This is a genomic window from Methylocystis sp. IM3 (assembly GCF_038070105.1).
Classification (GTDB): Bacteria; Pseudomonadota; Alphaproteobacteria; order Rhizobiales; family Beijerinckiaceae; genus Methylocystis.
On the sequence record NZ_JBBPBZ010000002.1, the window covers coordinates 3299672 to 3322726 of the forward strand.

General features: G+C 66.7%; 26 protein-coding genes. 14 read left to right on the forward strand and 12 right to left on the reverse strand.

The window, feature by feature from the left end; genetic code table 11:
* The first annotated feature begins 51 nt into the window (after positions 1-51).
* The 4 genes from gcvT to gcvPB are packed head-to-tail and all read left to right on the forward strand — an operon-like array spanning position 52 to position 4460.
* Positions 52-1182 carry a glycine cleavage system aminomethyltransferase GcvT gene (gcvT, locus tag WOC76_RS17980; protein WP_341104892.1) on the forward strand — a complete coding sequence of 377 codons (1131 nt, stop codon included), beginning with the start codon at positions 52-54 and terminating at the stop codon, positions 1180-1182.
* An 11-nt stretch (positions 1183-1193) separates the two neighbouring features.
* Positions 1194-1568, forward strand: a complete 375-nt coding sequence (gene gcvH / locus WOC76_RS17985; protein ID WP_341104891.1) for a glycine cleavage system protein GcvH — start codon at positions 1194-1196, stop codon at positions 1566-1568.
* Between the two features lie 25 nt (positions 1569-1593).
* The gene (gene gcvPA, locus WOC76_RS17990) at positions 1594-2934 is read left to right on the forward strand and encodes an aminomethyl-transferring glycine dehydrogenase subunit GcvPA (RefSeq protein ID WP_341104889.1); all 1341 of its coding nucleotides are present in this window, start codon (positions 1594-1596) and stop codon (positions 2932-2934) included.
* Complete coding sequence (gene gcvPB / locus WOC76_RS17995; RefSeq protein ID WP_341104887.1) at positions 2934-4460, forward strand: aminomethyl-transferring glycine dehydrogenase subunit GcvPB; 1527 nt, start codon at positions 2934-2936, stop codon at positions 4458-4460. The genes gcvPA and gcvPB overlap by 1 nt, the downstream gene beginning before the upstream one ends.
* A 113-nt stretch (positions 4461-4573) precedes the next feature.
* Here gcvPB and WOC76_RS18000 read toward each other — a convergent pair whose 3' ends face one another.
* The 4 genes from WOC76_RS18000 to sucD form a co-directional block, all read right to left on the reverse strand.
* Positions 4574-4843 (reverse strand): BQ00720 family protein, encoded by a 270-nt coding sequence (locus tag WOC76_RS18000; RefSeq protein WP_341104885.1) that lies wholly within the window; start codon positions 4841-4843, stop codon positions 4574-4576.
* 144 nt (positions 4844-4987) lie between these two features.
* On the reverse strand, positions 4988-6238 hold the full coding sequence (odhB, locus tag WOC76_RS18005; RefSeq protein ID WP_341104883.1) for a 2-oxoglutarate dehydrogenase complex dihydrolipoyllysine-residue succinyltransferase: 1251 nt from the start codon (positions 6236-6238) through the stop codon (positions 4988-4990).
* A 31-nt stretch (positions 6239-6269) separates the two neighbouring features.
* Positions 6270-9275 carry a 2-oxoglutarate dehydrogenase E1 component gene (locus tag WOC76_RS18010; RefSeq protein ID WP_341104881.1) on the reverse strand — a complete coding sequence of 1002 codons (3006 nt, stop codon included), beginning with the start codon at positions 9273-9275 and terminating at the stop codon, positions 6270-6272.
* Positions 9276-9420: 145 nt separating this feature from the next.
* Positions 9421-10305 (reverse strand): succinate--CoA ligase subunit alpha, encoded by an 885-nt coding sequence (gene sucD, locus WOC76_RS18015; RefSeq protein ID WP_341104879.1) that lies wholly within the window; start codon positions 10303-10305, stop codon positions 9421-9423.
* A 331-nt stretch (positions 10306-10636) separates the two neighbouring features.
* On the opposite strand from sucD, the gene WOC76_RS18020 reads away from it, so the two are divergent.
* Complete coding sequence (locus WOC76_RS18020) at positions 10637-11164, forward strand: hypothetical protein (RefSeq protein WP_341104877.1); 528 nt, start codon at positions 10637-10639, stop codon at positions 11162-11164.
* 288 nt (positions 11165-11452) lie between these two features.
* Here WOC76_RS18020 and rplA read toward each other — a convergent pair whose 3' ends face one another.
* From rplA to secE, 4 genes are all read right to left on the reverse strand, one after another.
* Entirely contained in the window at positions 11453-12157 is a 705-nt protein-coding gene (gene rplA / locus WOC76_RS18025) for a 50S ribosomal protein L1 (protein ID WP_341104875.1), read from the reverse strand.
* A gap of 4 nt (positions 12158-12161) precedes the next feature.
* Positions 12162-12608, reverse strand: coding sequence for a 50S ribosomal protein L11 (rplK, locus tag WOC76_RS18030; protein WP_341104873.1), 447 nt, complete (start codon positions 12606-12608; stop codon positions 12162-12164).
* 428 nt (positions 12609-13036) lie between these two features.
* Positions 13037-13567, reverse strand: coding sequence for a transcription termination/antitermination protein NusG (gene nusG / locus WOC76_RS18035; protein WP_341104870.1), 531 nt, complete (start codon positions 13565-13567; stop codon positions 13037-13039).
* A 29-nt stretch (positions 13568-13596) separates the two neighbouring features.
* Positions 13597-13788, reverse strand: a complete 192-nt coding sequence (gene secE, locus WOC76_RS18040; protein WP_341104868.1) for a preprotein translocase subunit SecE — start codon at positions 13786-13788, stop codon at positions 13597-13599.
* A 197-nt stretch (positions 13789-13985) separates the two neighbouring features.
* Between secE and WOC76_RS18045 the strand changes: the two genes are divergently transcribed.
* From WOC76_RS18045 to WOC76_RS18055, 3 genes are all read left to right on the forward strand, one after another.
* Positions 13986-14360, forward strand: a complete 375-nt coding sequence (locus WOC76_RS18045) for a hypothetical protein (protein WP_341104866.1) — start codon at positions 13986-13988, stop codon at positions 14358-14360.
* A 146-nt stretch (positions 14361-14506) separates the two neighbouring features.
* A complete protein-coding gene (locus WOC76_RS18050) occupies positions 14507-14827 on the forward strand; it encodes a cupredoxin domain-containing protein (protein ID WP_341104864.1) in 321 nt (106 codons plus the stop codon).
* A complete protein-coding gene (locus tag WOC76_RS18055) occupies positions 14827-15657 on the forward strand; it encodes an FTR1 family iron permease (RefSeq protein WP_341104862.1) in 831 nt (276 codons plus the stop codon). The genes WOC76_RS18050 and WOC76_RS18055 overlap by 1 nt, the downstream gene beginning before the upstream one ends.
* Here WOC76_RS18055 and WOC76_RS18060 read toward each other — a convergent pair.
* Together WOC76_RS18060 and WOC76_RS18065 are read right to left on the reverse strand one after the other, a co-directional pair.
* Positions 15611-16531, reverse strand: coding sequence for a DUF1259 domain-containing protein (locus WOC76_RS18060; RefSeq protein ID WP_341431525.1), 921 nt, complete (start codon positions 16529-16531; stop codon positions 15611-15613). The two genes, WOC76_RS18055 and WOC76_RS18060, sit on opposite strands and share 47 nt — an antisense overlap.
* A 106-nt stretch (positions 16532-16637) precedes the next feature.
* Positions 16638-17063, reverse strand: coding sequence for an Hsp20 family protein (locus tag WOC76_RS18065; RefSeq protein WP_341104858.1), 426 nt, complete (start codon positions 17061-17063; stop codon positions 16638-16640).
* Positions 17064-17260: 197 nt separating this feature from the next.
* On the opposite strand from WOC76_RS18065, the gene WOC76_RS18070 reads away from it, so the two are divergent.
* From WOC76_RS18070 to WOC76_RS18080, 3 genes are read left to right on the forward strand one after another with little or no spacing between them, the layout of a single operon-like run.
* A complete protein-coding gene (locus WOC76_RS18070; RefSeq protein WP_341104856.1) occupies positions 17261-17653 on the forward strand; it encodes a hypothetical protein in 393 nt (130 codons plus the stop codon).
* Positions 17654-17671: 18 nt separating this feature from the next.
* Positions 17672-18058 (forward strand): DUF6460 domain-containing protein, encoded by a 387-nt coding sequence (locus WOC76_RS18075; RefSeq protein ID WP_341389241.1) that lies wholly within the window; start codon positions 17672-17674, stop codon positions 18056-18058.
* Positions 18055-18363, forward strand: coding sequence for a hypothetical protein (locus WOC76_RS18080; RefSeq protein WP_341104852.1), 309 nt, complete (start codon positions 18055-18057; stop codon positions 18361-18363). Before WOC76_RS18075 ends, WOC76_RS18080 begins: the two co-directional genes overlap by 4 nt.
* Here WOC76_RS18080 and WOC76_RS18085 read toward each other — a convergent pair.
* Entirely contained in the window at positions 18357-19253 is an 897-nt protein-coding gene (locus WOC76_RS18085) for an extensin-like domain-containing protein (protein WP_341104851.1), read from the reverse strand. The genes WOC76_RS18080 and WOC76_RS18085 overlap by 7 nt on opposite strands.
* 132 nt (positions 19254-19385) lie before the next feature.
* Positions 19386-19856: a DUF2852 domain-containing protein gene (locus WOC76_RS18090; RefSeq protein ID WP_341104849.1), complete on the reverse strand. Its 471-nt coding sequence runs from the start codon at positions 19854-19856 to the stop codon at positions 19386-19388.
* A gap of 218 nt (positions 19857-20074) precedes the next feature.
* On the opposite strand from WOC76_RS18090, the gene glyA reads away from it, so the two are divergent.
* From glyA to WOC76_RS18105, 3 genes are read left to right on the forward strand one after another with little or no spacing between them, the layout of a single operon-like run.
* A complete protein-coding gene (gene glyA, locus WOC76_RS18095) occupies positions 20075-21334 on the forward strand; it encodes a serine hydroxymethyltransferase (protein WP_341104847.1) in 1260 nt (419 codons plus the stop codon).
* A gap of 25 nt (positions 21335-21359) precedes the next feature.
* Positions 21360-22553, forward strand: coding sequence for a GNAT family N-acetyltransferase (locus tag WOC76_RS18100; RefSeq protein WP_341389245.1), 1194 nt, complete (start codon positions 21360-21362; stop codon positions 22551-22553).
* On the forward strand, positions 22550-23023 hold the full coding sequence (locus tag WOC76_RS18105; protein ID WP_341104845.1) for a nuclear transport factor 2 family protein: 474 nt from the start codon (positions 22550-22552) through the stop codon (positions 23021-23023). The genes WOC76_RS18100 and WOC76_RS18105 overlap by 4 nt, the downstream gene beginning before the upstream one ends.
* Positions 23024-23055 lie beyond the last annotated feature (32 nt).

The window sequence follows — 23055 nt, forward strand, 5'->3', positions numbered from 1 at the left end:
GAGCGGGAAGTCCGCAAGCTGCGCTTGACGCCCAACGCCGGAGAGTCTCTCGTGACGGCTCAGCCCAACCCTACCGCCCCCCTGGCGCATCTGCCGCTCGACGCGCTGCATCGCAGCCTCGGCGCGCGCATGGCGCCCTTCGCCGGCTACGACATGCCGCTGCAATACGCCTCGGGCATCGTGTCCGAGACGCTTCATACGCGCCAGAAGGCGGGTCTTTTCGACGTGTCGCACATGGGCCAGGCGATCCTTGCGGGCGCCGGCGCGGCGCAGGCGCTCGAATCCATCGTTCCCGCAGATCTACTGGCGCTCGCCCCCGGCCATATGCGCTACACGCAGCTTCTCAACGACAAGGGCGGCATTGTCGACGACCTGATGGTCACGCGGCTCCCCGGCGCCGAGGAGCGGCTGCTTCTCGTCGTCAACGCCTCGCGCAAGGCGCAGGATTTCGCCTTCATCCGCGAGCGGCTGCCGCAGTTCGATCTCCTTCCATTGGACCGCGCGCTGATCGCCCTTCAGGGGCCGCGCGCGGCCATGGTCCTCGGCGCATTGCTCCCCGGCGTCGAGGACCTTCCCTTCATGCGCTGGCGCGCCTTCGAGGAAGGTCCCGCGAGCGTCTTCGTCACGCGAAGCGGCTACACGGGCGAGGACGGCTTCGAGATTTCCGTTCCTTCCGAAAACGCAGAAACCTTCGTCAGGGCGCTCCTCGCCAATGAATGCGTCTTGCCGGCCGGCCTCGGCGCGCGCGACGCGCTTCGGCTGGAGGCGGGCCTGCCGCTCTATGGCCACGAGCTCGACGAGACGACCGATCCGGTCGAGGCGGGCCTCGCCTGGTCGATCGGCAAGCGGCGGCGCGCCGACGGCGGCTTCCCCGGCTTCGCGCGCATCAGCGCCGCCCTGCGCGACGGGCCGGCGCGATTGCGGGTCGGGCTCCTGCCGGAGTCGAAGGCCCCGGTGCGCGAGGGCGCCATGCTGGTGTCGACGAGCGGCGAGCTCGCGGGCCATGTGACCTCTGGCGGCTTCTCGCCCACGCTGCAACGGGCGATCGCCATGGGCTATGTCGCCTCGAAGCACGCCAGAAAGGGCGCGCAGGTCGTTACCGAACTGCGCGGCAACCGCATTACGCTCGACGTCGCGCCGCTGCCTTTTGTCGCCCATCGTTATTTCAAACCCAGCGCCTGAAAGGAGGCCCCATGACCGGCCTGCGTTTCACCAAGGATCATGAATATCTGCGCCTCGAAGGGGACGCCGCGGTCGTCGGCATCACCGATTACGCCCAGCAACAGCTCGGCGACATTGTCTTCGTCGATCTGCCGAAGGTCGGAAAGAAAGTTTCCAAAGGCTCCGAGCTCGCCGTCATCGAAAGCGTGAAGGCCGCGAGCGAAGTCTATGCGCCGATTTCCGGCGAGGTGATCGAGGTGAATCCCGAACTCGCCGAGAAGCCGGCGCTCGTCAACGAGGATCCGTTACAGGGCGGCTGGCTCGTGAAGCTGAAGGTCGAGTCTGCAAGTGAAGCCGAAGGTCTGATGGACGCCGACGCCTATGCGGGCTTCGTGAAAACCCTGTAGCCGGCCAACAAGGAAACGAGAGAAGATGCGCTATCATCCGCTGTCGGACGCCGACAGACAGACGATGCTCGCCGCCATTGGCGCCGCCGACATCGAGGCGCTCTACGCCGACGCGCCCCCCTCGACGCTTTTGAAGGCGCCGCTCGATCTGCCCCCGCACAGATCGGAGATGGAAGTCGAGCGCCTGTTGCGGCGGCTTGCGGCGCGCAATGTTCCCGCCGGGCGCGTTCCCTTCTTCGTCGGCGCCGGGGCCTATCGGCATCATGTGCCGGCGAGCGTCGACCATCTGATCCAGCGCTCGGAGTTTCTCACGAGCTATACGCCCTATCAGCCGGAGATTTCGCAGGGCACGCTGCACTATCTCTTCGAGTTTCAGACACAGGTCGCGCTGCTGACGGGCATGGAGGTCGCCAACGCCTCCATGTATGACGGCTCGACCGCCACGGCCGAAGCCGTGCTGATGGCGCATCGGCTGACCAAGCGGCGCAGGGCGCTGCTCTCGGGCGGCCTGCATCCGCACTACGCCGAGGTCGTGCGCACGATCTCGCGTCTCGCCGACGACGAGGTCGCCGACATGGCGCCCGACCCGTTCGGCGCGGAAGACCTCGTGGCGCAGATCGACGACACGCTGTCCTGCGTCGTCGTGCAGACGCCCGACGTGTTCGGCAATCTGCGCGACCTCACATCGCTCGCCGAAGCCTGCCATCGTCACGGCGCGCTGCTCGTCGCCGTCGTCACGGAAGCCGTGTCGCTCGGCGCGATCACGCCGCCCGGCGCCATGGGCGCCGACATCGTCGTCGGCGAGGGGCAGTCGATCGGCAATGCGCTGAATTTCGGCGGCCCTTACGTCGGCCTGTTCGCGACGCGTCACGACTATGTGCGGCAGATGCCGGGACGCCTTGCCGGCGAGAGCGTCGACGCCGACGGACGCCGCTCCTTCGTGCTCACGCTTTCGACGCGCGAGCAGCATATCCGCCGCGACAAGGCCACCTCCAACATCTGCACCAATTCGGGCCTCTGCGCGCTCGCCTTCTCGATCCATCTGACGCTGCTCGGCGAAGCGGGGCTTGCAAAGCTCGCGCGCGCCAATCACGCCAACGCCGTGGCGCTCGCCGACATGCTGGAGACGGTCGCAGGCGTGGAGATTCTCAACAAGACCTTCTTCAACGAGTTCACGCTGCGCGTTCCGGGCGGCGCCGCGGCGCTGGTCGAGAAACTGGCCGCAAAAGGCGTGCTCGCGGGCGTGCCCGTCTCGCGCCTGCTGCCCGGCGCCGGCCTCGACGATCTGCTTCTCGTCGCCTCCACGGAAATGAACACGTCGGAAGATCGCGCGGCCTTCGTCGCCGCTCTCGAGGAAACGCTCTGATGCTCGACCGCCCCGCCCATCTCCCCATGGAAGAACCCCGCGCCACCTTCACCGGCAATCGCGGGCTCGATCAGGAAGAAGCCCTCATCTTCGAGAGCGGCCGCTGCGACGTGAGCGGCGTCGACGTGGAGGAGCCCCCGCCCGTCGCGTCGCGGTTGGGAAGCCACGCGCGAAAAGACCCGATCGGCCTGCCGGGCCTCACCGAGCCCGAGGCGATGCGCCACTATGTGCGGCTGTCGCGCCGCAATTATTCGATCGACGCAGGGCTCTATCCGCTCGGCTCCTGCACGATGAAACACAATCCGCGGATCAACGAGAAGATGGCCCGCCTCGAGGGCTTCGCGGACATCCATCCCTTGCAGCCGGTCTCGACTGTGCAGGGCGCGCTGGAGCTGATGGAGACGCTCGCTGATTGGCTGCTGACATTGACGAACATGCAGGCCATCGCCCTGTCGCCGAAGGCGGGCGCCCATGGCGAGCTCTGCGGCATGATGGCGATCAAATCCGCCATTGCGGCGAAGGGCGAGGGCGAGACGCGCAAGGTGGTGCTGATCCCCCAGTCCGCGCATGGCACCAATCCCGCGACAGCCGCCTTGCTCGGCTTTTCGGTGCGCATCGTTCCGGCGGCGGCGGATGGGACCGTCCGCGTCGCGGCGGTGCGTGAGGCGCTCGGCGCGGATGTCGCGGCGATCATGCTCACCAATCCCAACACCTGCGGCCTGTTCGAGCGCGACATCGTCGAGATTGCGGAAGCCGTGCACGAGGCCGGCGCTTACTTTTACTGCGACGGCGCCAATTTCAACGCCATCGCCGGCGTCGCGCGGCCCGGCGATTTCGGCGTCGACGCCATGCACATCAATCTGCACAAGACCTTCTCGACGCCGCATGGCGGCGGCGGGCCGGGCGCGGGTCCCGTCGTGCTCTCGAAGCGTCTCGCCGCCTTCGCGCCCGTTCCCTTCATCCGCCGCGCGGGCGACCGTCTCACCCTCGTCGAAGACGCGACGGGGACGCAGAGCTTCGGCCGCCTCGCCGCCTTTCACGGACAGATGGGCATGTTCGTGCGCGCGCTCGCCTATCTCGTCGCCCATGGCGGAGACGGCGTCGCGGAGGCGTCGAAGGACGCGGTGCTCGCGGCGAATTACGTGCGCGCCGGTTTGCGCGATGTGATGACGCAGCCTTTCGGCGACCGTCCCTGCATGCACGAAGTCCTGTTCGACGACGCCTGGCTGAAGGACACCGGCGTGACCACGCTCGACTTCGCCAAGGCGATGATCGACGAAGGCTACCACCCCATGACCATGTATTTCCCGCTGGTCGTGCACGGCGCCATGCTGATCGAGCCGACGGAATCGGAATCGAAAGCCTCGCTCGATCTCTTCATCGCGACCCTGCGCGACCTCGCCAGATCCGCGCGGGAGGGCGACAGGGCGCGTTTCGATCAGGCGCCATATCTTGCGCCGAGGCGCCGGGTCGACGAGACGCTGGCGGCGAGAAAGCCGGTCTTGCGCTGGAGTCCGGGAGAGTGAGCGCGGCGCGGGCCGCCGCAGGAAAAACGCTTCTGAAATTCGGTGGCGCGGCAAAGGGGCTGTGGGGCGGTCGCGAGCCCCCGCTCCGAGAGACAATCGGAGCGGAGCAGGCTCTAATGCAGGCTGACCATGGTCAGATCGTTCTCGCGCGCATTGCCGATCGCGCCCTCCTCCGAATCCGCGAGCACGATGGGCGCGCCATCGGCGCCGATCAGCGCGAAGATCGTGAGGCCCGGCTGAATGTGCGGCGCCTGCGGATAGAGGCGGTTTACATCCTCCGACCGCATGGCCTTCACATAGGCGATCATGCCATCGCCCAGATTGGCGAACTGCTCCGGCGTCAGCAGGGGCGCCTTGCGTTCCATGGCTTGTTTGACGTGCATTCGCTCCTCCTCGGCGTCCGTTCGAGACCCGCCCTCGACGCCTGCTTCGCAGCGCGTCTTGCCGATAGATGTGTGGCGCTTTGAACGGCTTTTAAAGAGGAGGGGCGGCCGAATCTTCAGCCGCGCCCAAGCTTTGCACGCGGCTTACAGCGCAAGCGCCAACCGCCCCGGATCCTCGAGCGTCTCCTTGACGCGAACGAGGAAGGTCACGGCCTCTTTGCCGTCGACGATGCGGTGATCGTAGGAGAGGGCGAGATACATCATCGGCCGGATCTCGACCTTGCCGTCGACCGCGACCGGGCGCTCCTGGATCTTGTGCATGCCGAGAATGCCGGACTGAGGCGCGTTGAGGATCGGGGTCGACATCAGCGAGCCATAGACGCCGCCATTGGAGATGGTGAAGGTGCCGCCCTGCAGATCGGCGATGTCGAGCGTGCCCTCGCGCGCCTTCCTGCCCAGCGCCGCAATGCCCTTTTCGATCTCGGCGACGCTCATGCGGTCGGCGTCGCGCAGCACCGGCACGACAAGGCCCTTGTCCGTGCCGACCGCCACGCCAATGTGGCAGAAGTGCTTGTAGACGATGTCGGTCCCGTCGATCTCGGCGTTGACGGCGGGGATCTCCTCCAGGGCCTGGCAGCAGGCCTTCACGAAATAGCCCATGAAGCCGAGCTTCACGCCGTGCTTCTTCTCGAACAGCTCCTTGTATCTGGCGCGCTGGGCGATGAGGGCCGACATGTCGACCTCGTTGAAGGTCGTGAGCATGGCGGCGACGTTCTGCGCCTCCTTGAGGCGCCGCGCGATCGTCTGGCGCAGGCGGCTCATCTTCACGCGCTCCTCGCGCGCGGCGTCCTCCTGCGGCGCGGGCGGGCGCGGCGCCGGCGGCGGCGCCTCGACGGCCGGGGCTGGCGCGGCGGGAGAAGGCGCGCGGGCGGCGAAGTCGATCACGTCGGATTTCAGCGCCTGTCCGCGTTTGCCCGAGCCCGCGATCTGCGACACGTCGATGCCTTTCTCCGCCGCGATCTTGGCGGCTGCGGGTGAAGGCGGCATCGAGGGCGCGGCGGGCGCCGGCGCAGCGGCCGGCGGCGCAGGGGCAGCGGCGGGCGCAGGGGCGAGCGGGGCGGGTTTGGCCGCGGGCGCGGGCGCAGCGGCCGCCGCGCCCGCGCCGGGCGTGATCTGGCCCAGCAGCGCGCCGGGTTGCACCGTCTCGCCTTCCTTGACTGTGATCTCGGCGAGGACGCCGGCCGCCGGCGCGTTGACCTCGAGCGTCACCTTGTCGGTTTCGAGCTCCGCGAGCGCCTCGTCGGCGCGCACGACGTCTCCCTGTTTCTTGAACCAGCGGCCGATCGTCGCCTCGGTGACGGATTCGCCCAGGGTGGGCACGCGAATTTCGGTCATTGTCGGTCTCTCTTGGAAAACGGCCTTCGGGTCAGGACGCAAAGGCCTCTTCGAGGAAAGCCTTCAGCTGTGCGAGATGCTTCGACATGGTGCCCGCCGCCGTCGAGGCGGAGGCCGGGCGGCCGACATAGCGCGCGCGTTTCGTCCGGCCGCCGACCTGCCCCAGAACCCATTCGAGATAAGGCTCGACGAAGAACCAGGCGCCCATGTTCTTGGGCTCCTCCTGGCACCAGACGACATCGGCGTTCCTGAAGCGCGCCATGGCGGTGACGAGGCCCTTCAGCGGGAAGGGATAGAGCTGCTCGACACGCAGCAGATAGACGTCGTCGACCCCGCGCTTCTCGCGCTCCTCGAAGAGGTCGTAATAGACCTTGCCCGAGCAGAGGATGACGCGCCTGATCTGGTCGTCGCCCTTCAGCGCGGCCTGCGGCTGCGTCGCCGTCTCGGCGTCGTCGAGCAGAAGGCGCTGGAAGCTCGAGGCCATGCCCATCTCGCCGAGGCGCGACACGCAGCGCTTGTTGCGCAGAAGCGACTTCGGCGTCATCAGCACCAGCGGCTTGCGCATGTTGCGGTGAAGCTGGCGGCGCAGGATGTGGTAATAATTCGCCGGCGTCGAGCAGTTGGCGACCTGCATGTTGTCTTCGGCGCACAATTGCAGATAGCGTTCGAGACGCGCCGAGGAATGTTCCGGCCCCTGCCCCTCGTAGCCATGCGGCAGCAGGCAGACGAGGCCCGACATGCGCAGCCATTTGCGCTCGCCCGCCGAGAGGAACTGGTCGAAGACGACCTGCGCGCCATTGGCGAAATCGCCGAACTGCGCCTCCCACAGGACGAGCGCATTCGGCTCCGCGAGTGAATAGCCATATTCGAAGCCGAGCACGGCTTCTTCGGAAAGCATCGAATTGATGACCTCGAAGCGTCCCTGCTGGGGCGCGACATGGTCGAAGGGAATGTAGCGCCGCTCGGTCTCCTGATCGATCAGCACGGCGTGGCGCTGCGAAAAGGTGCCGCGCTCCACGTCCTGGCCGGAGAGACGCACATTGTAGCCTTCAGCCAGCAGCGTCCCGAAGGCGAGCGCCTCCGCCGTCGCCCAGTCGATCGCGACGCCGTCCTCGATTGCGCTTTTCCGGGTGTCGAGGAAGCGCTGGATCGTGCGATGGAGCCGGAAATCTTGCGGCACGGTGGTGAGCTTCGCGCCGATCTCCTTGAGGGATTCGAGCGGCGCGCCGGTCTTGCCCCGGCGCTCGTCCTCGGAGGCCTGATAGCCAGGCTTGAGGCCCGCCCAGCGGCCGTCGAGCCAGTCGGCCTTGTTGGGCTTGTAGGACTGGCTCGCCTCGAATTCGGATTCGAGCCGCGCCCGCCAGGCGTCCTTCATCTTCTCGACGTCGGCCTTGCTGAGCTGCCCCTCGGCGATGAGCTTCTCGGCATAGAGATCGAGCGTCGTGCGATGGGCGCGGATCTTTTTGTACATCAGCGGCTGGGTGAAGCCCGGCTCGTCGCCTTCATTGTGGCCGAAGCGGCGGTAGCACCACATGTCGATGACGACAGGCTTCTGAAACTGCTGGCGGAATTCGGTCGCGACGCGCGCCGCGAAGACCACCGCCTCCGGGTCGTCGCCATTCACATGAAAGATCGGCGCCTCGACCATCTTCGCCACGTCGGAGGGATAGGGCGAGGAGCGCGAGAAGCGCGGATAGGTCGTGAAGCCGATCTGATTGTTGATGATGAAATGCACCGAGCCGCCGGTGCGATGGCCCTTGAGCCCCGAGAGGCCGAAACATTCCGCGACGACGCCCTGGCCCGCGAAGGCGGCGTCGCCATGGATGAGCAGCGGCAGCACCACGCGGCGGTCGCCGCCATGCTGATCCTGCTTGGCGCGCACCTTGCCGAGCACCACCGGGTCGACGATCTCGAGATGGGAGGGATTGGCGGTGAGGGACAAATGCACCCTGTTGCCGTCGAACTCGCGATCGGACGACGCGCCCAGGTGATATTTCACGTCGCCCGATCCTTCGACCTCGTCGGGAAGGAAGGAGCCGCCCTTGAATTCGTGGAAGAGCGCGCGATGCGGCTTGGCCATCACCTGGCAGAGCACGTTGAGCCGGCCGCGATGGGCCATGCCGAGCACCATTTCCTCGACGCCGAGCGCGCCGCCGCGCTTGATGATCTGCTCCAGCGCCGGAACGATGGACTCCGCGCCGTCGAGGCCGAAGCGCTTCGTGCCCGTATATTTGACGTCGAGAAACTTCTCGAACCCCTCCGCCTCGACGAGCTTGTTGAAGATCGCGCGCTTGCCCTCGTCGGTGAAGACGATCTCCTTCTTGGGGCCTTCGATGCGCGCCTGCAGCCAGGCTTTCTCCTCCGGCGCGGAAATATGCATGAATTCGAAGCCGATCGAGCCGCAATAGGTGCGGCGCAGGATCGTGACCATCTCGAAGACGCTGGCGTATTGCAGGCCGAGCACGCCGTCGATGAAGATCTTGCGGTCGTAGTCCTCGTCCTTGAAGCCGTAGGTCTCCGGATGCAGTTCGCCATGGTCGTGGCGCTGCTCGAGGCCGAGCGGATCGAGATTGGCGTGCAGATGGCCGCGCATGCGATAGGCGCGGATCATCATCAGCGCGCGCACGGAATCGCGGGTCGCACGCCGGATTTCGTCGGCTGTCACGACCGTCGGGGGCGGAACCGGGACGCCTTTGGCCGGAGCGGGCCGCGGGGCCGGCGCGGCGACGTCGCCGGCGAGCGCGCTTACCCATTCGCCATGCGCCGCGGGCGGCCAGTCCGCACGCGCCCAGGACGGGCCGTTGGCGGAGCCATTGTGCTGCGCCGCGCCGGGCCTGGCGCCCATTTCCGAAAAGAACGCCGCCCAGTCCGGGCTCACCGAGGCCGGGTCGGCCTCATAGGCGTCGAGCAGCCCCTCGAGATAGGCCGCATTTGCGCCCTGGAGAAAGGAAGTGCTTGCAAAGTTCTGGTTTTGCGCAGAACGCGGGCCGCCGGGAGCCGCCGGTCCGGCCACGCCATCAGTTTCAAGACGCGCCATTTTCTAAGCTTCTCGTGAAGCCGACCTTGGCGCGTCCGCAGATCTTGCCGCGCGCCGCCGAAGGCTTGGATTGAGGGCGCCGCCAGGATACGGCGCCGCCCTTAATTTAAGCTCCCCGAGGCGGCAAAGAAGGGCGCGGCGACGCCTAACCTTTGAGCACCTCGACCAATGTCTTGCCCAGGCGGGCCGGAGAGGGAGAAACCCTGATACCGGCCGCCTCCATCGCCGCAATCTTGCTCTCCGCATCGCCCTTGCCGCCGGAAATGATGGCGCCGGCATGGCCCATGCGGCGGCCGGGAGGGGCCGTGCGGCCGGCGATGAAGCCCACCATGGGCTTCTTGCGGCCGCGCTTGGCTTCGTCCTTCAAGAATTGGGCCGCTTCCTCCTCGGCCGAGCCGCCGATCTCGCCGATCATGATGATCGACTTCGTCGCCTCGTCGGCCAGGAACAGCTCGAGAACCTCGATGAAGTCCGTGCCCTTCACCGGATCGCCGCCGATGCCGACGGCCGTGGTCTGGCCGAGGCCCTCGCGGCTCGTCTGAAAGACGGCTTCATAGGTCAGCGTGCCGGAGCGCGACACGACGCCGACCGAACCGCGCGAGAAGATATTGCCCGGCATGATGCCGATCTTGCTCTCTCCGGCCGTGACGACGCCGGGGCAATTCGGCCCGATGAGGCGGGACTTTGAGCCCGAGAGCGAGCGCTTGACGCGGATCATGTCCTGCACCGGCACGCCCTCGGTGATGCAGACGATCAGCGGGATTTCGGCGTCGATCGCCTCGCAGATGGCGTCGGCCGCGCCCGGCGGCGGCACATAGACGACCGAGGCCTCGGCGCCGGTCTTGGCGCGGGCTTCGGCGACCGTGTCGAAGACCGGGAGGCCCAGATGCTGCGAGCCGCCCTTGCCCGGAGAAACGCCGCCGACCATCCGGGTCCCATAGGCGATCGCCTGCTCCGAGTGGAAAGTGGCGGTCTTGCCGGTGAAACCTTGAGTGATGACTTTGGTGTTCTTGTCGATCAGCACGGACATGCAGCGATTCCTAAAGAGAACGGGCGGCGCGGAAAGCGCGAGCGCCCGGCGCCCCGTCGGGGGCGGGCCGGGTCTCGTCGCCGCGAGATTTCGCGGCCGCCAAACTATTGGCAGACGCGCCCGCTTACAAGGCGGAAAGCGCCTGGGATAGGCCCATGCGGCAAGGGGACGCGATAACGGGAACGATGGGAACCACTGCGGGCGGGTTTGCAACCAGAAAAGGCCAAGCTTATGGTTGGGAGCATGGCGCTCCTGCCAGCCTCCCCGCCATCCTGACGCCGGCGGCGTTCGAAGTGACCGCCAAGACCAAATCGATATTGCCAAGGCTCAGATGGCGTTTTTTAAAGCGAAGACCATACAAGGCGTCGTTTATGATCTCGATCACCTGAGGCCGTTCAGGTTCAGCCTGGCAGTTGGGGGCAGCGAGCGCGTGGTGGGCGTCCGCTTTGGTTTGCACTGCTTCACGGAGCAAGTGAAGCCCCACCACACCCCGGATTTGCATTACATTCACGGTGATGAACGGCGCGCTTTCTCCTTGGAGCGTCACGCACTGTCGAAATTGCTTCCGGGGCTCATCGCGACGCTCGGGAGCAAGACCGTTTATTTGTCGAATTCTGCTAACTATTTCATACTGCGAGACAACCCCATGCCCGCTTTCGAGGGGCCCTACTTAGTGTTCTTCCGCACAATGAAAGCTAGGAACACGGAGGCGGACGTTATCATGCGCGTCGAAAGCAGCTACATCAAACGAAATATGGCGGACCGTGCTTCGCCTGTTAAGTTCGCCACTCTGATAGAGAAAACCGCTTTGGGGCAACACGTGCCGCGGGGACCTCAGCAATCCATCAAACGAAAATAGGCCCCGCAGGGCCTATCTCTGGAACATAATTCCGCGTGAGACCGTCTTTCGCCCTCACGGAGGGACCGACTTTCGCCGATACGGTAGCCCTGTTGCCTATGGCTCACTCACTCTGTGGCTACACCGCCAACGTATGGTGGAGGTCACCCAGAGTCAACACTCCGGGAACCTAGATCCAACTTCGGCACAGGAAACCACGAGTGCTTTCTCGCAAAAACCGAACTCTCTCATCGGACAAAAAAGCCGGCGGTTTCCCGCCGGCTCCAAATCTCGAGCCTTCTCGGCCCCTTACGCCGTGGTGGCGCCGAGCGAGCCCACCTCGACCTTCACGCCCGGACCCTGGGTCGAGCTGATGGAGACGCGCTGGATGTAGGTGCCCTTGGCGCCCGCGGGCTTGGCCTTGGCGACGGCGTCGACGAAAGCCTTGATGTTCTCGACGAGCTTGCCGTCATCGAAAGAGGCTTTGCCGACCGTGCCCTGAATGATGCCGGCCTTCTCGACGCGGAACTCGACCGCGCCGCCCTTCGAGGCCTTCACCGCGCCGGCGACGTCCATCGTCACCGTGCCGACCTTCGGGTTCGGCATCATGCCGCGCGGGCCGAGCACCTTGCCGAGGCGGCCGACGAGCGGCATCATGTCCGGCGTGGCGATGCAGCGGTCGAACTCGATCGTGCCGCCCTGGACGATGTTGACCAGATCCTCGGCGCCCACGACGTCGGCGCCCGCCGCCTTGGCCTCGTCCGCCTTGGCGCCGCGCGCGAAGACGCCGACGCGCAGGACGCGGCCGGTGCCGTTCGGCAGATTGACGACGCCGCGCACCATCTGGTCCGCGTGCTTGGGGTCGACGCCGAGATTCATGGCGATCTCGACCGACTCGTCGAACTTGGCCGTGGCGCGGCTGCGCACGAGCTTGACCGCCTCGTCGATCGGATAGAGCTTGGTGCGCTCGATGCCCTCGCGGGCCTTCTTGATGCGTTTTCCGACATGCGCCATGGTCTTACTCCACCACCTGGAGGCCCATCGCGCGGGCCGAGCCTTCGATCATCGACATTGCGGATTCGACGGACGCGCAGTTGAGATCGGGCATCTTCTTTTCCGCGATCTCGCGAATCTGCGCCTTCGTCACCTTGCCGACGACGTTACGGCCAGGGGTCTTGGAGCCGGAGGCCGGCTTCTTGCCGATCTTGAGGCCCACCGCCTTCTTGAGGAAGAAGGAGACCGGCGGCTGCTTCATCTCGAAGGTGAAGGAGCGGTCCTGATAGGCGGTGATGATGACGGGGATCGGCGTCCCCTTCTCCATCTGCGCCGTCTTGGCGTTGAACGCCTTGCAGAACTCCATGATGTTCAGGCCGCGCTGACCGAGCGCGGGACCAATCGGCGGCGACGGGTTCGCCGCGCCGGCCGGCACTTGCAGCTTTATGTAGCCGGCAATTTTCTTCGCCATGTGCTTTCTCCAACGAATGACGGCGCGCGGCGCTTTACAAAGCGCCCGCTTCCGCCGGTTGCAGTCCGTGGTCCGATCCCGTTCTCCCCTGGCGTCAGGGCGGGTCCGCCACGTATGTCTTCCCGGACGGAAGGACCGTCCGGTGAAGCGCCGCTTTTAGGGGAAGGCGCGGGAAAGCGCAAGCGTGGAGAACGGACGTTCGCGACGCTCTCCGACGAGCGGGATTCGAAAGATCAGCCTCAATGCCGCTCTGGCGGAAACGGCGCAAGCTGTTCGACGCGGCGCACGCGCTGCTCGCGTTCGCTCAGCAGCACGCTCATGGAGGCCCCAGCGCTCGCGGACTTCCTACGGCAAAGCTTTATGGTATATCTTTGAGAGCTTGGGAGCAGAACGCGAGCCCCCTCCCAATCGAACGGCCCCGAACAGCCTCAAACCTTCTCGACCTGCCCGAATTCGAGCTCCACGGGCGTCGGGCGGCCGAAGATCGAGACGGCGACCTTGAGGCGCGAGCGCGCTTCGTCCACTTCCTCGACGAGGCCGTTGAACGAGGCGAAGGGGCCATCGGAGACGCGCACCGTCTCGCCCACCTCGAAGCTGATCGTGGGCTTGGGGCGCTCGACGCCCTCGGCCACCTGCCCCTTGATGCGCATCGCCTCTTCTTCGGAGATGGGCATGGGCTTGTTGTCGGCGCCGAGGAAGCCAGTGACCTTGGGCGTGTTCTTGATCAGCGAGAAGACAGGATCGGTCAGATTGCACTTCACCAGCACATAGCCGGGAAAGAACTTGCGCTCCGTCGAAACCTTCCGCCCGCGACGCACTTCGACGACCTGCTCGGTCGGCACCAGAATTTCCTCGAAAGCCTCGGTCAGGCCCCGCTGCGCGGCGCCCTCGCGGATCGCTTCCGCGACCTTCTTTTCGAAGTTGGAATAGGCGTGGACGATGTACCAGCGCATGCTCATGAGGGCGCGTCCGGCTCCGTGAATGAAAATTACTGGCCGACGCGCAACAGCAGGCCGACGAGGAAGCGCAGCGCCGAATCGACGACGACGAAAAACAGGCTCGCAAACAGCACCATGAGGATCACGAGGCCGGTCGTGATCATCGTTTCGCGGCGCGTGGGCCAGGTCACCTTGTTCGCCTCGGCGCGAACTTCCTGGAGGAAGGTAAAGGGATTGACCATTTGCTTGTCCGGTTCTTCTTGTGCCGCCGTCCGCGAGGGACGCGCGCCGTAAAACAGTCGCGGCGCGGAGCCTTCCGGCCGCGCGCCACGTTTGGGTCCTTATAGCGGCTCCAGCCGCGCCCGCCAAGTGGGGAAATGCGAAGAGGCAAATTGCAAAGGCCGCCCGCGCGCCATTGCCGCGCCCGGCCCGCGATCTTATGACCGCCGGGCCCCTCGTTTTCGATCTGGAGGAAGACATGCGCCTTTTGGGCCTTCTCGCCACCGGCCTGGCCGCAACCGCCCTCGCCGCCTGCAACGCGCCGCGCCAGACGCGGCCCGTGATCGACCCGCCCGGCCCGCCTCGGCCGTCGAGCCTGGAGCGCCCGGAAGGCGCCGGCTGCGCCGGCCCGGTTTCGCGCTATCGGTCGGTGATCGAGAACGATCTCTCCATGGGTCATGTCGACCCCGGCGTCTATCGCCAGATTCAAGGCGAAATTTCCGAGGCCGCCGCGGCCTGCGCGGCGGGGCAGGACGGCAAGGCGGCCGCGCTGCTGCGCGCCTCGAAAGTCCGCCATGGCTATCCCGGCGGCTAGCATCCAACGCGCCGGGACGCTGAGACGGCGGCGCGACAAGGCGCCGCTCGTCAATCTGGAAACAATCCAGACTTCCCCCTTTGACGCTCGCGGCGCCGGCGCCTACGTTGCCTTGCACAGGCGTCAAGCTGGAAAAAGAGACAGGCATGAACAGGCGAGCGGCGGTTTTCGTTTTCGCGATGTGTTTTTCGGGCGCCGCGGCGGCCGAGAGCTACACGCTCATGATCAAGGATCACAAATTCGATCCCGCCGAACTGAAAATTCCCGCGGACAAGGCGGCGACGCTCGTCGTCAGGAATCTCGACGGGACGCCCGAAGAATTCGAGTCGAAGCCGCTGCGCATCGAGAAGGTGGTCCCGGCCAATAGCGAGGCGACCTTTCAGCTGCGCGCCCTGAAGCCGGGGCGCTATAAATTCTTTGGCGAATTCCACGAGGACAGCGCCAAGGGCGAATTGGTCGTGGAATAATGCTCGGCGCGCTCATCATCGTCTTTCGCGAGGCCATCGAGGCAGGCCTCATCATTGGCATCGTCGCGGCGGTGACGCGCGGCGTGCCGGGCGCGCGCGGCTTCATCGCCGGCGGCGTGGGCGGCGGCGTTCTCGGGGCGCTGGTCGTCGCGGCCTTTGCGGAAGAGCTGTCGCGCGCCTTCGCGGGCAGCGGGCAGGAACTCTTCAACGCGGCGGTGCTGATGATCGCCGTTGTCATGCTCGCCTGGCACAATATCTGGATGGCGCGCCATGGCCGCGAGCTGGCGCAGGAACTCTCCGATGTGGGGCGGGCGGTGGCGCGCGGCGACCGCACGCTGTTCGCTCTCGCCACGGTCGTCGGCCTCGCCGTGCTGCGCGAAGGGTCGGAAGTGGCGCTGTTTCTCTATGGCGTGCTGGCCTCCGGCGAGTCGGCGGGCAGCGTGCTGATCGGCGGCGTGGCGGGACTCGCCCTCGGCGCGGCCACAAGCGTCGCGACCTTCTTCGGCCTCGTTTCCATTCCGCCGCGACGGCTCTTCGCCGTCACGACCGCCCTCATCACCCTGCTCGCGGCCGGTCTGGCGGCGCAGGCCATGGCGTTCCTCCAGCAGGCGGGAGCCGTCACGGCGCTGTCCGATACGCTGTGGGACACGTCCTGGATTTTGTCGGACAAGAGCATCCCTGGCCGTGTGCTGCATACGCTCATCGGCTACGCCGACCAGCCGTCGCAGATGCAGGTCGTGGTCTATGCTCTCACTATCGTCGCCATCGTCGCCGCGACGAGGCTTACGGCGCCGGCCGCGCCCGCGCCGGCGCGGGCGCCGGCGGAATGAACGCGGCGTCGGCGCCGAGAACCTCGAGGCCGCGCCGCAGCGCATAGGCGAGCTGGACGGCGTCATCGAGCGCCCACACATGCACGAAGAACAGCCGGGGCTGGTCGTCCGGCATATGGTCGCACAGGGCCACGACCTCGACGCCGCCCGATTGCAGCGCCTCGATCAGAGCCGCAATCTCACCGGGGAGCGCCGCGAATTCGCCGGCGACGGCGGCCCTCCCGTCTCCGAGCAGCTGGAAGTTCAGCGCCGTGGCGATCCCCATCGCCGGCGGCGCCGGAACGCCGCTCGCGCGTACGCCTTCGGCGCGCGGAATGACGAAGCGCCAGGCGCCCAGCGCCATCCGTCCCTTTGCGCCGAGGGCGAGCTCGATTTGCGCAAGCTCCTGCGGCGCGAGTTCGGGCGAGGTCGGCGCGGGCGGGTCGGGGTCTCGCGCCTTGCTCCGGGCCACGTCGCGCAGCGCCTGCGCCATTTCGGCCGGATCGCCGTAGCCGGACACATGCAGATGCGCAGGCGCGGGGCGCGCGCGGAGCATATGGCTATGCGCGCCAGAAACACGCACGCCTTTGGCGACGAGCGTCTCGAGGGCGCGAGGCGCCTCGGACTGCGCGACAACGAGATCGCCGCGCATCATGGCGTAGGGACCGACCTGGAGAAAGGCGGCCCAGCCGGCGCCCGCGAGGCCTGGCGCCAGCGTGACGCCGTCGAGCGCAACTTGCAGATCGGGCCGCGGCAGATCGTATCGGTGGACCGTTCCAATCACGGCGCCCTCCCGGCCTATCGCCGCATCGACCCGTGACCAGTCGATGTCCGCTCGCGCCAGCGCGCACACCAGCGCCCCAGACAGCGCGAGCATGGACAAGGCTTTGTGCATGGACCTCCCCCGCCGGCGGTTTCGAGTGGCGTCCGCCACAGATGGCGCGGGCGGCGATGGGGAACAGGCCGCGCCGAGACGCGCGGCGGCGCAAGGGCGCGAAGCCTCAGTCTCGCGCGATGATGTTGATCTTCTTGATCACCCGCTCGGGCTCGGGCCGGACGAGATCGACCGAGAGCAGGCCGTTGACGAGATCGGCGCCCAGAACCTGCATGCCGTCGGCGAGCAGGAAGGCGCGCTGGAACTGCCGCGCGGCGATGCCGCGGTGGAGGAAATGCCGCTCGCGCTCCTCGACCTGCCGGCCACGGATGACGAGCTGGTTTTCCTCGAGCGACACATCGAGCTGGTCGCGCGTGAAGCCGGCGACGGCCAGGGTGATGCGCAGCCGCTCGGGCTCGTTCTCGGTGCGCGGAAGTCGCTCGATATTGTAGGGCGGATAGCCGTCCGTGCCGCTGCGCGTCACCCGGTCGAGGGCGCGTTCGATTTCGTCGAAACCGAGGAGGAACGGAGAGTTGAGCGGGGGACGCGACATTGTCTGAAGCCCTTCTGGCGCCTCTATCTTCGCCGTGACCCGTCTGGCGTCCGGCAGTCAATTTATGGCCGAGCGCGCAGGCGCGATCAAGCGGGGCGTCGTCGCCGCATGCGCGCAGCCTCGCGTCCTTGGCCATTGACGCAGGCGCCGCGCGCCCCCATCTGCGGGACACTCTTAGCCAAGGACCAGGCGCTCCCATGCCTCCTGTCACGCTGCGGCTGGCGCTCGCGCCAATCGCTCTCGCGCCCTTCGCCGCGCATGCCGAGGAAACGCCCGCGATCGTCGCGCCCGAGCCCGACCGCTTCACCCTCCAGCCCGTGGACGGCGGTTTTTTGCGGATGAACCGCGAAACCGGCGCGGTCTCCTGGTGCTCGACCAAGGACGGCGTCGCCGTCTGCCGGATCGGGGCCGACGAGCGGGCGACGCTCGAAGCGGAGATCGAGCGCCTGAGCGCCGAGAACGCCAGACTGAAAACCGAGGCGGCGAAAGGGCTGGCGCCCGGCGAGCAGGAATTCGAGCGGGCGCTCTCCTTTACCGAGCGCTTCCTGCGACGCATACTCAGACTGTTCAAGGAAGAAGCGCCGAATTGACGAAAAGGCCTTCTCGGCATGACGGACGACGGACCCTTCGCCAATTGGCCGCATCTCGACAAGCCCGCGCGCCCGGCGCGGCACATTGCTTTTCTCCCCGACCCAACCGAAACGGAACCGCAATCCATGGCGTCGAAGAACGCGATCGAAAATTTTCTCGGCGGCTCGCCGATCAACGTCGCCGTGCGCCTTTTTTTCATCTCTCTCGTCGTCGGCGCGCTGCTGATGTGGCTGGAATTGCGGCCGATCGACATTCTGCGCGGCGTGCAGGCCTTCTTCGACCGAATCTATCACCTGGGCTTCGGCGCCGTGCGGGAGCTTGTCAGCTATGTGCTGGCGGGCGCCGTTTTCGTCGTGCCGGCCTGGCTCGTCTTGCGGCTGATGAGCGTGGGCGGCCGGAGATGAGGCGTGCGCTTCTTCTCCTTGCCGGGTTCATCGCGTCGTTTGGCGCGACGCCAGCTCAGGCGGCGAGCGACGACGCCTGGCGGGAGTTTCGCGCGAGCGTCCGGAAGAGTTGCGAAGCGGCTGTGGCCGGCCGGCTCGATCGCGCAACGATCGAGGTCGATCCCTTCGGCAGCGAGACTTACGGCGTCGCGCTCGCCAAAGGCGTGTCGAGGGACGCAAAAGCGCCGCGCGTCATCGTTTGCATCTACGACAAGCGTTCGAAGCGGGCGGAGGCGAGCGGCGAGTTTGCGCCCGGATCTCAGTAGCGCTTGCGGATCGACGAGGTCAGATCGGGGTCGCCCGCCGCCGGATCGTCCCGACGCGGCGGCAGCGGCGCCTCGGGCGCGGCGAGCGGGCCGAAGCCGTCGCCGCCGTCGAAGGCGGCGCGCGGCGGCCGGCCGGTCGTGTCATTGTCGGTCTCCTCGCCGGCGGCGGGCCGCGCATTGCGCATGGCGATCAGCGGGGACTCTTCTGGCGGCGGCGGGGTCTCTTGCGGGGCGGGCTTGCAGATCGAGCGGCCCGACCTTCCGTGCATGGCGAGATCGACGTGTATATGATTGTAATGGAAGGCGTTCGAGCCCGGCGACAGCACGGTGGTGAAATGTTCGCACGAACCTCGATGCACATCCATCAGAAAGGCGCGCGTCTGCTCGTCGCCGCGCCACCAGTCCCGCACGAGCGTGATCTGACGCCCGTCCTCCAGCACGAAGCCGCCGATGTCGAGCGCATTGCCGAAGGCGTGTTCGGACAGCTGCGCGCCGCTTTGGTTGTTCATACCCCGGCAGGCGTAGGAGCCCATTGAATCGATGCGCGCCACGCGGGCGCCGAGCCGCGCCTGCGCGGCCGGCTGGACGGTGTCGGCGAGCCATTGGTCGAGCTCGGCGACCATGGAGCAGTCGAGTGTGGCGGTCGCGTTGAAAGCCACCGCGCCGCCCTGAAGCGCCGTCACCTTGAACGGCTTCGTGAGGCCGCAGACGCCTGGACCCTCGACCTCGCTCGCAAGCGCGATGAAGTCGGACGGCTGCACGCGTCTTTGCGCGATGCAGGCGTTTTCAGCCTGCGTGCGCCAGGCGGGCCGCTGCGGGCGGAACGGCCCCGCGCACCCCGCGAGCGTCGCGGCGGCGGAAAGGAAGAGGAGCGTGGCGCGGCGGACCATGCCGCGAGGGTGGCGGACGCTTGGTTAAGCGAGCGTCGAAAAGTTTAGTTAACCCGCGAAATATCAGCCGCCTGTCGGAGACAGAAAAAACGGCCGGCGCTTCCGCCGGCCGCAAAAGGGGAGAAGGGAAGCTTACCGCCCCGCGCCGCCCTTGCGGGCGCGCATGAAGGAATCGAATTCCTCGCGGTCGCGCGCGCGGCGCAGCTCGGAGATATGTTCGGCGAAGTCGCGCTCCGCCTCGGCGAGCTTGCGGCGCTCCTCCTCCAGACGGGCGAGCTCGCCCTCGCGCCATTCGTCGAAGGCGACATTGCCGGTCGAGCGCATGAAGGACGGACCCGCCCAGCCGCCGCTCGCGGCCTCGCGCGAGACGTCGTCGAAGGCCGCCCTGACCTTGGCCCCCTGCTCGGCCGCGAAGGAGAAGAGGTCGCCCCGATAGCCGAAGCTCCGGCCCCACAGCTTCATGAACAGCAGGGCGAGCCCGATCGGCCAGAAGATGAAGAAGCCGAGAACGATGGCCGCGACTTCGAACGGCCTCCAATGCGCGCACCCTCCCTGACGGCCCCAGGGCGAGGCGGACATTCGGGAATCACGATCGCAGCTCATATGTGGCTCCAGTCTGATGCTCGGCCCGTCGAGCGCGCCGATGTGAATGTTATAGATATTAACATAGACTTCCGCAAGGCGCGGAGCTCATGCGCGCCCGCCGTCCGGCCGCGCCGCATGTCGCGCCGGATGGTCTCGTTTGCGAAGACGATTTGCGAAGACGCGCGCGAGCCGGCACAGTCTCCTTTCGATAGTGGAGCCGCGAGATTCGAAACGCGATGTCCAATCCTCCCGACGGCTATTTCTCCCGCGGCCTCGAGGCCGATCCGGAACTCGCGCGCGCCATCGACGGCGAGCTCGCCCGCCAGCGCGAGGGGATCGAGCTCATCGCCTCGGAGAATATCGTCTCGCGCCTCGTGCTCGAGGCGCAGGGGTCCGTGCTCACCAACAAGACCGTCGAGGGCGCCGCTTTCGCCCGCTATTACGGCGGCGCCGAATTCGCCGACGCCATCGAGAGCCTCGCAATCGAGCGCGCCAGAAAACTCTTTTGCTGCCGCTTCGCCAATGTGCAGCCGCATTCGGGCTCCAACGCCAACGCCGGCGTGTTTCTAGGCCTTCTTCGCCTCGGCGACCCCATTCTCTCGATGAATGTCGCAGCGGGCGGCCATATCAGCCACGGACATCCCGCGACGCTGACCGGGCGCGATTACAAGATTGCGCATTATGGCGTGAACCGCGTCACCGAAAGGATCGACCTCGACGAGGTTCGCGATCTCGCCCGCGCGACGCGGCCGCGCATGATCGTGGCCGGCGGCTCCGCCTATCCGCGAACGATCGACTTTTCGGGCTTTCGCGCCATCGCCGACGAGGTCGGCGCCTTTCTTCTCGTCGACATGGCGCATGTCGCCGGCCTCGTCGCCACGGGGCTTTATCCCGATCCCGTCCCGCACGCCCATGTGGTGACCACGACGACCTACAAATCCCTGCGCGGCGCGCGCGGCGGGCTCGTTCTGTGGAACGACGACAGCCTTTCGAAGCGCATCGACGCAGGGATTTTTCCTGGCGTTCAGGGCTCCGTGATGCTGCACGCCGTCGCCGGCAAGGCGGCCTGCCTCGGCGAGGCGCTGCGCCCCGAATTTCGGGCTTACAACGAAGCCGTTCTCGACAATGCGCGCACGCTCGCGCACGCCCTCGACGCGGCGGGCCTGCGCATCGTGACGGGCGGAACGGACATGGGGCTCATGCTCGTCGATCTCTCCGCGACAGGCGTGACGGGAGACGTCGCCGCAAGGGCGCTCGAGGCGGCGGGGCTCGCCGTCAACAAGAACATTATCCCCTTCGATCCGCGCCCGCCGGAGGCGCCCTCCGGCCTGCGGCTTTCGAGCAACGCCGGAACCACGCGCGGCTTCGGCGCCGCCGAATTCCGGCAGATTGGCGCCTGGATCGCCGGCGTCGTCGCCGATCCTTCAAATGGCTCGCTCATCGCCGCGACGCGCGACGACGTGCTGGCGCTGTGCCGCGCCTTTCCTATCTACTGACGAGGCTCGAAAAACAGCGGCGGTCATGGCGGATTCTCTCACGGCGCGCTTCGTTCAGTCTCTCGACGGCGTCGACGCCGCGGCCTGGGACGCCTGCGCCAATCCGCGCGCGACGGCGCCCGACGACGGCGAGCGCCACAATCCTTTCATCTCGTACGCCTTCCTTCATGCGCTGGAACGCTCGGGCTCGGTCGGCCGCGCCAGCGGCTGGTCTCCCCTTCATGTGCTGGTCGAGGATGCGGGCGGGCGCCTCGTCGCCTGCGCGCCGACCTATCTCAAGTCGCACAGTCTCGGCGAATATGTCTTCGATCAGGGATGGGCGCAGGCCTATGAGCGCGCCGGCGGGCGCTATTACCCCAAGCTGCAGGTCGCGGCGCCCTTCACCCCCGTCACCGGCCGCCGCCTCCTCGTCGCGCAAGGCGCGCCTGCGGGCGCGCAGGCGGCCCTGATCGCGGCCCTGCGCGGCCTGCGGCAGGCCGTCGGCGCCTCTTCGATCCACTTGACGTTCCCGACGCGCGCCGACGCCGAGACGCTGCGCGCGGCGGGCTTCATATTGCGCGCGGGGGAGCAGTTTCATTTCGTCAATGAAGGCTATCGAGACTTCGACGATTTTCTCGACGCGCTCTCGGCGCGCAAGCGCAAGGCGATCCGCCGCGAGCGGCGGGACGCGCAGGAGGGGCTCGTCATCGAACGTCTCACCGGCGGCGAGATTGCGCCCGCGCATTGGGACGCTTTCTTCGCCTTCTACATGGACACGGGCGCGCGCAAATGGGGGCGGCCCTATCTGACGCGGGCCTTCTTCGACGCGATCGGCGAGACGATGGCGGATCGCATTCTGCTGGTGATGGCGCGGGTCGGCGGCGACTATGTTGCGGGCGCGATCAACTTTCTGGGCGACGACGCTATTTACGGCCGCAATTGGGGCGCGCGCGTCGAGCGGCCCTTCCTGCATTTCGAGGTCTGCTATTATCAGGCGATCGAACATGCGCTCATGAACGGCTATAAACGCGTCGAAGCGGGCGCGCAGGGCGAGCACAAGCTCGCGCGCGGCTATCGGCCCGTCGTCACCTGGTCCGCGCATGAATTCGCCGACGAAAATCTTGCCGCCGCCGTCGCGGATTATTGCCGGCGCGAGCGGCGCGCGCTCGACGACATGATCGCCGAACAGGAAGCCTCGCTGCCTTTTCGCAGCAGCCAGACGAAGGAGACTGCCTCATGAGCGAGACGCAACGGCCCCCACTGCCCCCTTTCACGCGCGAGGCCGCGATCCAGAAAGTGCGCATGGCGGAAGACGCCTGGAACACGCGCGATCCCGAACGCGTGTCGCTTGCCTATACGATCGACAGCCGCTGGCGCAATCGCGCCGAATTCCCCCGCGGCCGCGCGGAGATCGTCGAATTCCTCAAACGCAAATGGGCGCGGGAGCTCGATTACCGCCTCATCAAGGAGCTTTGGACCTTCGACGACAATCGCATCGCCGTGCGCTTCGCCTATGAATGGCGCGACGATTCCGGAAGCTGGTTCCGCTCGCATGGCAACGAGAATTGGGAGTTCGACGAGAACGGGCTGATGCGCCTGCGTTTCGCGAGCATCAACGATCAGCCGATCAGCGAGGCCGAACGCAAATATCGCTGGCCGCTCGGGCCGCGCCCCAAGGACCATCCCGGCCTCTCGGATCTCGGCCTTTGAGCGGCGCGCGCGGGATTTGACGGCGCGGCGCT

Coding starts and splice junctions, on each gene's coding strand:
- gcvPB (WP_341104887.1), top strand. CDS start 2,934: ATGCTCGACCGCCCCGCCCATCTCCCCATGGAAGAACCCCGCGCCACC.
- glyA (WP_341104847.1), top strand. CDS start 20,075: ATGTCCAATCCTCCCGACGGCTATTTCTCCCGCGGCCTCGAGGCCGAT.
- WOC76_RS18020 (WP_341104877.1), top strand. CDS start 10,637: ATGGCGTTTTTTAAAGCGAAGACCATACAAGGCGTCGTTTATGATCTC.
- WOC76_RS18060 (WP_341431525.1), bottom strand. CDS start 16,531: ATGCACAAAGCCTTGTCCATGCTCGCGCTGTCTGGGGCGCTGGTGTGC.
- WOC76_RS18105 (WP_341104845.1), top strand. CDS start 22,550: ATGAGCGAGACGCAACGGCCCCCACTGCCCCCTTTCACGCGCGAGGCC.
- WOC76_RS18080 (WP_341104852.1), top strand. CDS start 18,055: ATGAGGCGTGCGCTTCTTCTCCTTGCCGGGTTCATCGCGTCGTTTGGC.
- sucD (WP_341104879.1), bottom strand. CDS start 10,305: ATGTCCGTGCTGATCGACAAGAACACCAAAGTCATCACTCAAGGTTTC.
- WOC76_RS18085 (WP_341104851.1), bottom strand. CDS start 19,253: ATGGTCCGCCGCGCCACGCTCCTCTTCCTTTCCGCCGCCGCGACGCTC.
- WOC76_RS18065 (WP_341104858.1), bottom strand. CDS start 17,063: ATGTCGCGTCCCCCGCTCAACTCTCCGTTCCTCCTCGGTTTCGACGAA.
- rplK (WP_341104873.1), bottom strand. CDS start 12,608: ATGGCGAAGAAAATTGCCGGCTACATAAAGCTGCAAGTGCCGGCCGGC.
- gcvH (WP_341104891.1), top strand. CDS start 1,194: ATGACCGGCCTGCGTTTCACCAAGGATCATGAATATCTGCGCCTCGAA.
- WOC76_RS18100 (WP_341389245.1), top strand. CDS start 21,360: ATGGCGGATTCTCTCACGGCGCGCTTCGTTCAGTCTCTCGACGGCGTC.
- WOC76_RS18075 (WP_341389241.1), top strand. CDS start 17,672: ATGACGGACGACGGACCCTTCGCCAATTGGCCGCATCTCGACAAGCCC.
- odhB (WP_341104883.1), bottom strand. CDS start 6,238: ATGACCGAAATTCGCGTGCCCACCCTGGGCGAATCCGTCACCGAGGCG.
- WOC76_RS18070 (WP_341104856.1), top strand. CDS start 17,261: ATGCCTCCTGTCACGCTGCGGCTGGCGCTCGCGCCAATCGCTCTCGCG.
- WOC76_RS18055 (WP_341104862.1), top strand. CDS start 14,827: ATGCTCGGCGCGCTCATCATCGTCTTTCGCGAGGCCATCGAGGCAGGC.
- gcvPA (WP_341104889.1), top strand. CDS start 1,594: ATGCGCTATCATCCGCTGTCGGACGCCGACAGACAGACGATGCTCGCC.
- WOC76_RS18045 (WP_341104866.1), top strand. CDS start 13,986: ATGACCGCCGGGCCCCTCGTTTTCGATCTGGAGGAAGACATGCGCCTT.
- WOC76_RS18090 (WP_341104849.1), bottom strand. CDS start 19,856: ATGAGCTGCGATCGTGATTCCCGAATGTCCGCCTCGCCCTGGGGCCGT.
- WOC76_RS18010 (WP_341104881.1), bottom strand. CDS start 9,275: ATGGCGCGTCTTGAAACTGATGGCGTGGCCGGACCGGCGGCTCCCGGC.
- WOC76_RS18000 (WP_341104885.1), bottom strand. CDS start 4,843: ATGCACGTCAAACAAGCCATGGAACGCAAGGCGCCCCTGCTGACGCCG.
- rplA (WP_341104875.1), bottom strand. CDS start 12,157: ATGGCGCATGTCGGAAAACGCATCAAGAAGGCCCGCGAGGGCATCGAG.
- WOC76_RS18050 (WP_341104864.1), top strand. CDS start 14,507: ATGAACAGGCGAGCGGCGGTTTTCGTTTTCGCGATGTGTTTTTCGGGC.
- nusG (WP_341104870.1), bottom strand. CDS start 13,567: ATGAGCATGCGCTGGTACATCGTCCACGCCTATTCCAACTTCGAAAAG.
- secE (WP_341104868.1), bottom strand. CDS start 13,788: ATGGTCAATCCCTTTACCTTCCTCCAGGAAGTTCGCGCCGAGGCGAAC.